At 42.7% G+C, this 12280-nt stretch carries 6 protein-coding genes; all 6 read left to right on the top strand.

Translation table 11 applies throughout. The annotated features are described in order from the left end of the window. The first annotated feature begins 310 nt into the window (after positions 1–310). The 6 genes from C2869_RS03080 (at position 311) to C2869_RS03045 (ending at position 12190) form a co-directional block, all read left to right on the top strand. On the top strand, positions 311–1843 hold the full coding sequence (locus C2869_RS03080) for a sulfatase (protein ID WP_228710751.1): 1533 nt from the start codon (positions 311–313) through the stop codon (positions 1841–1843). Position 1844: 1 nt separating this feature from the next. Continuing rightward, positions 1845–3467, top strand: a complete 1623-nt coding sequence (locus tag C2869_RS03075; protein ID WP_228710750.1) for an arylsulfatase — start codon at positions 1845–1847, stop codon at positions 3465–3467. 69 nt (positions 3468–3536) lie between these two features. Then, positions 3537–6641, top strand: a complete 3105-nt coding sequence (locus tag C2869_RS03070) for a glycoside hydrolase family 2 TIM barrel-domain containing protein (protein WP_108601553.1) — start codon at positions 3537–3539, stop codon at positions 6639–6641. A gap of 488 nt (positions 6642–7129) precedes the next feature. Further along, positions 7130–8839, top strand: coding sequence for a protein adenylyltransferase SelO (locus tag C2869_RS03060; RefSeq protein ID WP_108604944.1), 1710 nt, complete (start codon positions 7130–7132; stop codon positions 8837–8839). Between the two features lie 36 nt (positions 8840–8875). Further along, on the top strand, positions 8876–9487 hold the full coding sequence (locus C2869_RS03055; RefSeq protein WP_108601551.1) for a DsbA family protein: 612 nt from the start codon (positions 8876–8878) through the stop codon (positions 9485–9487). 366 nt (positions 9488–9853) lie between these two features. Further along, on the top strand, positions 9854–12190 hold the full coding sequence (locus tag C2869_RS03045; protein WP_108601549.1) for a BNR-4 repeat-containing protein: 2337 nt from the start codon (positions 9854–9856) through the stop codon (positions 12188–12190). The last annotated feature ends 90 nt before the right edge of the window (positions 12191–12280 follow it).

Below are 12280 nucleotides of genomic sequence, written 5' to 3'. Positions count from 1 at the left end.
GCAATATTTTAGGTCGCCGTACGCTGTTCCTGACGCTTAAAGGCATTCCCTACATCCATGTAGGTCGCCGTACGCTGTTCCCGACGCTTAACGGCATTCCCTACATCCGTGTAGGTCGAAATTTATTTCGACATTAGCAGCAATGCTGCTAAAGGCTCGCTTCAACTAATCAAAATTAAATTGAAACAGCTCTATGGCGTAAATAATTTCGTTTGAGCGGGTAGTAACTTCTTACTTTCGACGCTTTTCTTATAGGCGCTCAAATTTGGGTTTCGTAATGATTTGTGTAGAGTGGAGTGAATTAACAGCAATGATCAAACGTAATTGTTTTTGGGGTTTATCTAAATGGTATCTGCGTAGTTGCGTTTGGCTATTATTGTCTTGTTTGACGATAGCGCAGGCTAAAACGACAAGCCATTCGCAAGCTCAAGCTATAGTTCAGCCTCAAATAACATCTCAACCTAATGTCATTATGATAGTGGTTGATGATTTAGGTTGGGCTGATGTCGGCTACAACGATTTTACCAGTGTTTTTCAAACGCCAAATATTGATGCGCTAGCGGCCAAAAGCGCTGTTTACACAGACGCATACGCGGGGGCGGCTAACTGCGCACCGAGCAGAGCCGTGTTAATGAGCGGCCAATATTCGCCAAGGCATGGAGTTTATACGGTTTCACCGTCGGCACGAGGCAATGACAAAACGCGAAAACTGATCCCTGAGCCTAACGTTGACATTCTTAATGATGACATCATCACACTGGCTGAAGTGTTTAAATCTGTCGGTTATAGCACAGGTTCATTCGGTAAATGGCATTTAGGGCATGATGCCAAAACTCAAGGTTTTGATCATAACGTAGCGGGTTATATAAAAGGCCATCCAAAATCGTATTTTAGTCCTTACGATTTACCCTTTTTAGAAAACGGTCCAGATGGCGAGTATTTGCCTAACCGCATTACAAGTGAAGTATTGTCATGGATTGCAACTGTTAAAGACCAACCTTTTTTCGCTTATGTGCCTTACTACACGGTTCATACACCATTACAGGCAATCGATTCTGTAAAAGAAAAATATTTAAGTCACCCCCGCGTGCGTAACGAAAGACACGCCACCTATGCTGCCATGGTTGAGCTAATGGATATCAACATTGGCCGCATTATGCGTAGCCTGCATGAACAAAACTTAGTCGATAATACGCTGGTTATTTTCACCTCAGATAATGGTGGTATTCGTTCAATTGCTTATCAGGATCCGCTACGTGGAGGTAAGGGCAGTTATTACGAAGGGGGAACACGTGTTCCACTGGTCGTTTCATGGCCGAAAAAAATCAAAGCTAAAACGGATAACACACCAGTGATTAATGCCGATTTTTATCCGACATTAGCCAATATTATCGGTGCTGATGTCAGTACTCAGACTTTAGACGGCGTTGATTTATCGGCTACCTTACTTGATATAAAAACGGCTGATAAAAAGTCGCTGCTTGAACGCAGCTTGTTCTGGCACTTTCCTATCTATTTGCACGCTTACAACCCTAGAGCCGACCAAAGTCGCGATCCCTTATTCCGCACGCGTCCCGGTACGACAATGCGTAAGGGTAAATGGAAACTGCATCACTACTTTGAAGATAACAGCTACGAGCTGTATGACTTAGAAAATGACTTAGGTGAGCATGTCAACCTAGTTCAATATCTACCCGATGTGGTCAATAGCTTAAGCAATGAAATGAATAATTGGCGTCTTGATATTGGCGCGCCTGTGCCAACAAAGTTGAATCCTAAATACGATGCCAAGTTTACTGCTGAATATACCAAGAAGCGATTGTTAGCTAAGGGGCGTAGGTAATATGGCAGTTCTACCCATGTTGAAACACCCTATGATTAAAAAGATGGAGTTAACCTCTGTGCTTAAGCAAATTAATAAATCGTTAATGGCATGCGGATTGATTGCGGCAGTTAGCGGTTGCTCATTAATGTCCACACCCGATAAGTCAATTGTAGAACAAACCAACCTTGCAACTAAAAATAAACCCAATGTTATTTATATAATCGTTGATGACCTTGGCATAGGGGATATTGAGCCGTACGGCCAGCAAAAAATTCGGACACCTAACCTGCAAAAACTAGCCAATGAAGGCTTAACTTTTACTCAGCATTATGCTGGCAGCACGGTTTGTGCGCCTTCGCGCGCGGCTCTAATGACAGGCTTACATTCAGGCCATAATCAAATTCGCGGAAACTATGAGTTAGGCGGTTTTTCTGATGAAGAAGAATTTGGTCAACTACCGTTAACCCCCAATACGACCACATTAGGTACGGTAATGAAACAAGCGGGTTATCAAACCGCGCTTATTGGTAAGTGGGGGCTAGGCGGCCCTGGTTCTTACGGCATGCCGACCAAACAAGGTTTTGATTATTTTTTTGGTTATATGGACCAAAAGCAAGCGCACAATCATTACCCAACCCATTTATGGAAAAATGACCAGTGGTTTGCGCTAAACAACGAATGGGTTAATCCACATCAGTCACTACCTGAGGGCGTTGACCCGTATGATCCACAAAGTTATCAAGCTTATTTACGTGAAGATTTTGCTCAAGAGCGTTTAACTCAAGATGCCCTTAGATATATTAAACAAAATAAAGATAAGCCGTTCTTTTTATATTTAGCTTACGCAGGCCCTCACGCTGCGCTTCAAGCACCAGAAGAAGAAATAGATAAATACAACTTTGCAGAAACACCGTATGGCGTAAATACGCAAAATAGATACCTACCGCAAAGACGACCGCGTGCGGCGCGCGCTGCCATGATCAGCCACATTGACCAAGGGGTTGGCCAAGTACAAGCGCTGTTAAAAGAGCTCAATTTAGATGAAAACACCTTAATTATTTTCACCAGTGACAATGGTCCGAGTAAAGAGGGTGGGGCAGATATGGAGTTTTTTGACAGTAATGGCCCGTATCGAGGTTACAAACGTGACTTATACGAAGGTGGTATTCGCATGCCAACCATAGCTCGCTGGCCAAATAAAATTGCTCAAGGTAAAACCACAGAGCATGTTTCTGCTTTTTGGGATGTCTTACCAACACTTGCTGATTTAGGCGGAGTCAAGTTAACCACAAAAACCGATGGTATATCGTTTTTACCGACCTTGCTCAATAAAGCAAATCAAAAGCAACATGACAGTTTGTATTGGGAATTTCACCGGCCAAATGGCTTTCATGCCCAAGCGGTGCGTATTCGAGATGACATTAATGGTGATTGGAAAGCCGTACGTTTCTTTAAAAAAGGTCAGCGAGTCAACCCACCAGTGGAATTGTATAACTTAAAGCAAGATCCATCTGAAACCCATAACCTTGCCAACCTTCACCCAGACATAGTGAAGCAAGCAGAACATTTAATGAAAACATCTCGCACGCCTTCTTTTATGGATGCATGGAATTTTGATTATTGGCCCAACAAAGATCAGTGATTAAGTCACAACAACCGACACAATATTTTATGAATAAAATACATGAGAACCCCAGAAAGGTACAGACATATGAAAATGAATAAATCACCTACATGGTTTTATCGGCAAATCACCATGTTAATGTTTTTAGCGGCTGGGCTAATGGCTATCAATACCGCCCATGCTGCTGATAGCAATCAAGTCAGACAAGAAATTAATTTTAATCACAATTGGAAATTCCAATTAGGAGATCATGCAGCCTATAAAAATATCGACCACAATGATAGCGGTTGGACAGTGCTGGATGTCCCGCACGATTATATTTTTGAAGAAGGTGTCACCAAAGAGGGATCACAAAAGCAATTTGGCGGAAATCATGGCGGTGGACTGGCTTGGTATCGCAAACACTTTGCGTTTGACAACCAGTGGCAAGGCAAACAGGTTTTTATTCAATTTGACGGCGTTTATATGAATAGCGAAGTGTGGCTAAATGGCCAATTACTGGGTAAGCGTCCTTACGGGTACATTAGCTTTCAATATGACATCACTGAGTTGTTAAATCGTGATAATAACGTTATTAGTGTACGGGTTGATAACGAATTACAACCCTCAGCTCGCTGGTATCATCCTGGTGGTATATACGCCCCAGTGCGTTTAGTCGTGGTAAATCCAATCCATATTAAACACAACTCATTATTTGTTCACACACCTAAAGTGGGTAATAAAACCACAGTACAAACGGCATTTGAACTAAGCAATAACGTTAAACGTATTGCTGACTATAAAGTGCACTACCAAGTGACTGATCAAAACGGTAAGCAAGTGTTATCTGGGCAATCAAGCCTCGCTAAACTTAAGCAACAAGATAAGTACCAGTTCGCTTTTGAAATGAATAATGCCAAGCGCTGGAACCCACATGATGCCTATCTATATTCGTTAAATGTCGATATTGCTTACAAGGGTGAGATTATTGACAGCGACAACACGAAATTTGGTGTGCGCGACATTGCGTGGAAAACCGATACGGGTTTTTGGATTAACGGTAAAAACGTTAAAATTCAAGGTGTGGCCGAGCACTATGAAGGCGGCCCAGTTGGCGGCGCTTGGACGAAACCCTTGTTACGCTGGAAAATGCAATTACTAAAAGACATGGGCGTTAATGCTATTCGTCTTGGTCACAACCCATATCCACCAATGTTTTATGAATTAGCTGACGAGTTAGGCTTGATGCTAATGGATGAAATATTTGATGGTTGGAAGCAAAAAGCCTTACATGATTACGGTGCGTACCATTTTGATAAATGGTGGAAAACCGATATTGAAGAATGGGTTACGCGTAATCGTAATCACCCTTCAATCATCATTTACAGTGTGGGTAACGAAACTCATGGTAAAATTGCGCCTGAGCTAGTTAAAGCCGTTAAAGAGTTTGACCCAACTCGTTTAGTCACATCTGGTTCAACGAATAAAGAAGGTATGGACGTTGTTGGTATTAATGGTGGCTCTGAAGGTAAGAGTTTCTTTAAACGCCGCTTTGATCGCCCATTTGTCTCAACCGAAGCGCCACACACATGGCAAACTCGCGGATATTATCGAACCCAAACTTGGTGGCGCGATGGCCCGAAAAGCAACACCTTTGATTTACCTAATATCACAGACAAAGAGATCTTCTTTTACGATTGGCAAGATCCAAAAGATTGGGTCAACCAAAAACAACATTTAAATTCATCTTACGATAATGCCACAGTACGTATCAGCGCGCGTAAAAACTGGGAAATGGCTCGTGATTTACCACACCATTCTGGTCACTTCCGTTGGACAGGTTTTGATTACCACGGAGAAGCAGGTTTAGCCCATGGTGGTTGGCCTTTCATTGCTTTTATGGGCGGCGCATTAGATTTAGCAGGCTTCAAAAAAGACTTGTTCCATTTATACCGCAGCCAGTGGTTAGACAAACCATCACTGCATATTTTGCCTAGTTGGACGCATCCAACCATGAAGCAAGGCACTAAAATTCCAGTCTGGGTTTACTCAAACCTAGATGAAGTTGAATTATTTCTAAATGGAAAATCGTTAGGTCGTGATAAACCAGGCTTGAAAGCGGAAGAAATGCAATGCGAATGGTTTGTGCCATGGCAACAAGGAACTTTAACCGCAGTTGGTTACAAAGGCGGTAAAAAAGTACTCGAAAAAACCTTAAAAACTGCAGGTTCGCCTGAGGCACTTAAGCACGACGTTGAAGTTTTCAACGCCGAATCAGGTTTTGATACCGCTAAAGTGATTTCATCAGAGACAGTGGATAAAAACCAAACATTCTATCCTTATGGTGCGCACAAGGTTTATTACCACTTTACTGACGGCGTAAAAGTGAAAGCGTTAGAAAACGGTTCACCTTACGAACATACCAACCGGACACGTGCTAATTTCCGTCCGCTGTTTATGGGGAAAACTCGCGCCTTTGTTGAAGTTAAATACCCACAAGCTCGAGAATACGCCATGATCGGCGCTATTGTTGGCGACGAAGCATTACGTTTATCTAACCAAGTCAGCATTGATGTGCAATACGTAGCGTTAACCGACAGCGCGCGCTATCAACAACAAGACGTCGAGATCCGTTATACGGTTAACGACCCATACGCTACACAAATGATGGCTTACAACAAACCGTTTAGCGTGAAAAACGGTGACACAGTTTACGCTAAGGTTTTTGTTAACGGTAAACCTGTGCTAGATATGCAACAGAGTTTTGGCGACGGTGTTGGCATATTTTGGGGCGATGAAAACTCAGCAAACATGTGGATTGGCCGTGGCTTGTCTATGCAAGGTGAAGCAGCCGAATACAAAGGCGGTGCCGCCGCAGTAACCAATGCCCATGGTGTTCATGGCGGTGGTTACGGTACCTTTAATGATAAAGAAGGTTCCATGTACTGGTATCATGAAAATGATGGCGAAGAGGGCGTATACAAAGCCGTGTTCCGCTACACTCATAATGATAAAAAATCGAAACGCCCATTAGCGATTTATATCAATAATAAAAAAGCCGCAGTTGTCGAATTTGAACCTACCGGTAGCTGGGACAGCAAATGGAGTGAAAGCGCAGTTGCCAAGTTCACTTTGGTTAAAGGTGCTAACCACATTGAGTTTAGAACCATAGGCCATAGCGGACCAAGTATTGACCAATTTGTTTTAGAATAAACAATATTTATTCAAACTTTTAAAAGCCGCTGGATGTAACCAGCGGCTTTTTTGTTTTAGTCGTCAATTTTTATCACCTGAGCAACTTCGTCGATGATTAAAAATAGCTACCCAGCAGGTAGCGAATTGTAAAAGTCATTTTATTTGGCAAACGAGTTGTTGGTAGCTTTACTGTTTTGAGCAGAAACGTTTTTTAGATCGATAATTCGGTATTTTTCAACATAGATTAGGAAAATACCCTCGTCATCCTCGCGCATGCGGGGATCCAGTGACTTTTGTTGGATAAACATTGTTAGGTCTAAGTAATTGACACTGAATAATTTTACTAGCGCTGTTAGGTCATAATCGGCTCTTAAAAACCACACGAATTGTCTCTGGTTTTACCCTGCGTACTCTGGTAGCGTTGAATTATCAGATTTAACAATGAATGGCGTGGTGTTCGAGCTGAACTTATGCGTTTTTCATTCAAACCTAATAGTGCTCAAACCATGAAAGACACGGCAGATCTCACAGCGACTAACTCAGATAAAGTAACAAGTTTTACTGAACTTGCGCAATTGGCCGATTACTCCTTGCTTGACAATTTAACGCCAGATCCTCAAGCGTCAAACAACGGTGTTGATCACAATCCTCGACAAGTGTTTTCTGGGCATTATGTGCCAGTTAATCCTACACCGCTGGCTGAGCCAGAGTATATTGCACATAGTCCAAGCTTATTTTCTGAGCTTGGCTTTGCTGATGAATTAGCAACCAATAGTGATTTTAGTCGCTTGTTTTCTGGCGACATGAGCCACTTACCAACGTCGATGCGCTCGATGGGGTGGGCGACTGGCTATGCATTATCAATTTACGGTACCGAATACACGCAACAATGTCCGTTTAGAACCGGTAATGGTTATGGTGACGGTCGCGCAATTTCAGTATTGGAATTAGTCAGCCAAGGCAAACGTTGGGAAATGCAGCTCAAAGGCGCAGGGCGAACGCCATATTGTCGTGGTGGTGATGGTCGCGCGGTATTGCGCTCTAGCGTGCGCGAGTTTCTGGCACAAGAGCACATGGCGGCATTAGGTATAGAAACCTCGCGCTCGTTAAGTTTATTTGTCTCAAAAACCGAAAAAGTCGACCGGCCTTGGTACTACGAAGGCTCACGCTCGCATGATCCTGAGATCATGGTGTCGAATCCTGTAGCTATTTCAACTCGGGTCGCACCGTCATTTTTACGCGTCGGTCAACTTGAATTGTTTGCACGGCGTGCACGAAAAAATGAACATGATAATGCTCAACAAGAATTGCAAGACATAGTGCAGCACCTTATCGCGAGAGAATACTCAGAGCAGATCGATACTAATTTGCCCTTGTCTGAACAAATCTTGCAACTCGCTGTGGCATTTCGCGAGCGTTTAATCAGCTTAATTGCCGATTGGTTGCGGGTTGGTTTTTGTCAGGGTAATTTCAACAGCGATAACTGTGCAGCCGGTGGCTATACACTCGATTATGGGCCGTTTGGTTTTTGTGAATTATTTGAAGCCGGTTTTCAACCTTGGACTGGCGGCGGTCAACACTTTTCGTTTTTGAATCAACCCATGGCGGCTGAACAAAACTTTAATATGTTTTATTTGAGCCTAGAGCCTTTATTACAAGATGATCCGCAAGCGTTAGACAAACTTAAAGCCATTCGTGCGGATTTTACCCCTATTATGCGCCAAAAGCTTGAGAGCATGTGGGCAGAAAAATTAGGCTTAGCGCAATATGATTCCGATCTTGTTGTCGGCTTATTACAACTCATGGTAGAAAGCGCTGCTGATTTTAATATGCTGTTTCGTGAGCTCTCACATGTGCCGCAATATATCAGCAGTTTAACAGGCTGTTTTTATTATGCGTTGTCAGAAGAAAAACAAAATAAATGGCAACAATGGTTAGACAAGTGGCGAGAGCACATTAACGCGCCAAAATATGCCGAGCAAATTAGCAACCAAATGAAACGGGTTAATCCTAAATACACGTGGCGAGAATGGTTAGTCGTTCCCGCCTATCAACAAGCTGCTGCAGGCGATTACCGTTTAATCAACGAGCTACAGCAAGTATTAACCAACCCGTATGATGAGCAAACTAAAATGATTGAAGACAAGTTTTATCAACTTCGCCCTAATGAATTGCTCAATGTCGGCGGCGTTAATCACTATAGTTGTTCGTCTTAGATTAGTTTTGTTGCAAGAAGGTAGGGAAGTTAAGTTATGCAGTTAGTTTATGTGATGGATCCTATGTGTGCTTGGTGTTATGCCTTTCAACCTGAGTTGGAAGGCTTTTTACAGCAACACCCTACGGCCGAAGTTGATTGGGTGATGGGTGGCTTAGCGCCGGACACAGATCAACCCATGCCTGAACATTTACAGCAAACTATTGCTACTTATTGGCAGCAAATTGAAAGTAAAACTAAGGTGACATTTAATCATGACTTTTGGGCACTCAATACACCATATCGCTCGACTTACCCAGCATGTCGCGCGGTTATTGCTGCGCAAACAATAAAAGCACAAAGTGCTCAATCCATGGTTAAAGCGATTCAATCGGCTTACTACCAACAAGCACTAAACCCTTCTTTGCCGCAAACCTTAGTTGAATGTGCCGTTCATATAGGCTTAGATAAACAAGCCTTTACCGAGGTTTTTCAATCATCTACAACTGAACAAAATTTGCAGCTACATCTTGGCTTGAGTCTACAATTACAAGTTTCTGGCTTCCCCGCCTTGTTTTATATTGATCAAGATAACCGCGCATTGCCGCTAACTTTGGGCTATAGCACAACAGCTAGTTTACAAGGGCAGTTAAGCTCAATTCTAAGCTGACTTGCATCATACACGCGCTCTAGTCATGTGTATTTAAGTCTTGCCAGCTTTCCTTGCTTTTCTTACCTAATTTTCAGATGCCATCTTTTCGATTATGCATCTGCCTCAAATAAAAACCACTAATATTGAATAGTTAATAGATTTGTTCAAATATTCAAAAGAGTTTGTACAAATATTTGCGTAATTGGGGGTATTAGTTTGGCGTTTTGATTTCTCTTCTTATTAAAGGCTAACGCGAAAACACTCTGCAGAAGTGTTGTTAGTGCTTTGTCATCAATGGTCGCTGGAGCCAAATTAATAACTAAATGAAGACTCCAGAAGCCAAGTTTTAAGAGAAGAGGCAATTTCAAAGGAGCCAAGCACAGCATGAAAACCCGACAGAAAACCAATAATAACCTAAAGCTAACTCCGCAATTTTTAGCGCGAAGCTTAGCGATTCCATTTACCTTACTGTCAGCGCAGATACTGGCAGCTACACCGGTATTAGACAAAGAAATTACTATTTCTGATAAAGGTTTGTACTTTAATGGCGAGAAAAAAGCCTCAACTGGCAAGGCAGTGTCCGATCCAGATGTTGGCCCTCAGCAATACGATTATATTTATGGCCGCGCGATTAACCCGCATGGTGATTGTATAAAAACTTATAAGCATTTTGTGTTTGTTACTTGGTATGAAGGCGGTAAACAAGATCGCAGCCTAATGCTAACGCGCTACAACACCATTACCGGCACCAGTAAAACGATTGAGTTTCCACACCGTCATACGGGTTATCAAAACCGATGGTGGGTGGGGGAAACTCACAACACAATTTCATTGGGGTTAAGCCCAAAAAATGAATCGATCCATATGGTGTTTGATCAACATTCTTTATCAGCCACTAACCCAACTGACGGCACCGCCGCCAATGATTACTTTAAATACTATTATTCAAAACCCAATTCATTAACTGTACCTGATGATCAATTCACCTTAGATTTGTTTGTTAAAGATGATTACTTTGCGGCGAATGATCCCATCAATGCATATGACAACCCGAATAACGAGACGGACGAATATAAGCACATTACCTTAACCGGTGAAATTAATGCGACAAAATTTGCCAATTTAACTTACCCTAAATTTTTCCTGACCAATGAAGGTGATTTGTTTTTATATATGCGTAAAGGGCGTTCTAAAAACGGCCGATTTGCCTATATAAAATATGATGGTGAAAAGTGGCAATCATCGTTTCGCGACTTTAACCGTTCAGAAGCCAAAAGCCGTGGTTTCGATTATAACTATGGCGTTTATGGTCAAATGAAGTATGCCGGTGGCAAAATACGCATAGGCTTTCAACAGCGAGCTGATGTATCTACCGACAGATATTTATATCAAAACGGCTTTTTTGGCGCCTATTCAGATGATCCTGCCGGTGTAACCGATTGGAAAAACTATAAAGGCGAGTCTATTGATACCCCGTTAATTGATACTAACTTAATTAAAGTATCTGAGCCTGGCGATACAGTAACTGGCGACGAAAAAGATCGCTTTTCCATGGTTGGCGGCTTTGATTGGAACGTGACAGAACGAGGCGATGTGCACTTTATTGGTAAAGTTACCGACAAGCTTCAAGGCGGTCACACTTATGTTCACACCTATCGTAAAGCTGGTGATACGGACTTCACAACTAGCACCGACTTTGCCGGCGCAGAAGAGCTATATGCTTACGGGGATAATATCTACATTATCGGATTGAACAATGGGCGACCTTATGTCGAAAAAGCCGAGGGTGGCACAAATAACTTTGAGCGTATCTACGAGCAAACAACGGGCAAGGAATATGAAAAAGGCGTGCCACATATCGATGATGGCAAGCTTTACTATTACTTAATGGAAAAATCTGCTCAAATTACGGGAGATGCGCGCCCGCTGTCTTTACAAATTATCGATTTAAAACTTAATGTTGCTGGCCCAACAATTAACTTGACCGAACAGCCAACCAGCTTAAAGTTAGGTTACGACGCGATTAAAATCGCTATTGAACCCACGGCGTCAGAGGAAGGCGTCACCATTAACAGCGCTGCGCTTTATATCAATGGTACCTTAGTCAGCGAGCAAACTAGCGCTCCCTATTATTGGGATGAGTCAGCCAATGCCTTAATGAATTTACCCGCTGGAACTCATGCGATGAAAGTCGTTGTTACAGATAGTGCTGGCGGAAAAACAGAAGAAACCGCGTCGTTTAGTGTGGTTGAATCAACCCCGCCTACCATTAGCTTTAACAGCCCGATAACAGAGCTAACCGAAGGCTATTCATTCTATTCAGTTGCGGTGGATGCCGATGTTGCCAGCTCTTCAGTTACAATTGCTAAGGTTGCTTTATACGTAAATGACAATTTGATCTCCGAGGACGACTCAGCTCCGTACTATTGGAATGAAGCGAACACCTCGGCATTAAAAAATCTGCCTGCTGGTAACCATACTATTAAAGCGGTAGTTACCAATAGCCTAGACGAAATGGCTGAAACCAGTTTGCAACTTATGGTAAAAGCACAAGACGTTAACTCGCAACCAGACCTGCCGGACCCAGTCACGGGAGATAAAGGAACCGAAACCGCGTCAAGTGATTCTGGCGGTGGCTCAACTAATTTATGGGCACTGGCCGTATTCACCTTGTTAACGTTGCGCAGACTACTCGTAAAAACAGCGCGTAACAGTCACTAAGCAGCAAATAAGAGGTAGCCGAATACAGGTCTCCGTATTTGGTTATCTCTTTATCTTTCCTTGGCGAACATTAGGCTTGTAGAACCTGCA

It is taken from the genome of Saccharobesus litoralis (assembly GCF_003063625.1).
GTDB lineage: Bacteria > Pseudomonadota > Gammaproteobacteria > Enterobacterales > Alteromonadaceae > Saccharobesus > Saccharobesus litoralis.
The sequence above is the reverse complement of the archived record's forward strand: the minus strand, read 5'-3'. Positions and strand labels throughout refer to the sequence as shown.

Excerpts from the sequence above, each read along its gene's own strand:
- C2869_RS03080 (WP_228710751.1), top strand. The coding sequence starts at position 311 with ATGATCAAACGTAATTGTTTTTGGGGTTTATCTAAATGGTATCTGCGT.
- C2869_RS03075 (WP_228710750.1), top strand. The coding sequence starts at position 1,845 with ATGGCAGTTCTACCCATGTTGAAACACCCTATGATTAAAAAGATGGAG.
- C2869_RS03070 (WP_108601553.1), top strand. The coding sequence starts at position 3,537 with ATGAAAATGAATAAATCACCTACATGGTTTTATCGGCAAATCACCATG.
- C2869_RS03060 (WP_108604944.1), top strand. The coding sequence starts at position 7,130 with ATGAAAGACACGGCAGATCTCACAGCGACTAACTCAGATAAAGTAACA.
- C2869_RS03055 (WP_108601551.1), top strand. The coding sequence starts at position 8,876 with ATGCAGTTAGTTTATGTGATGGATCCTATGTGTGCTTGGTGTTATGCC.
- C2869_RS03045 (WP_108601549.1), top strand. The coding sequence starts at position 9,854 with ATGAAAACCCGACAGAAAACCAATAATAACCTAAAGCTAACTCCGCAA.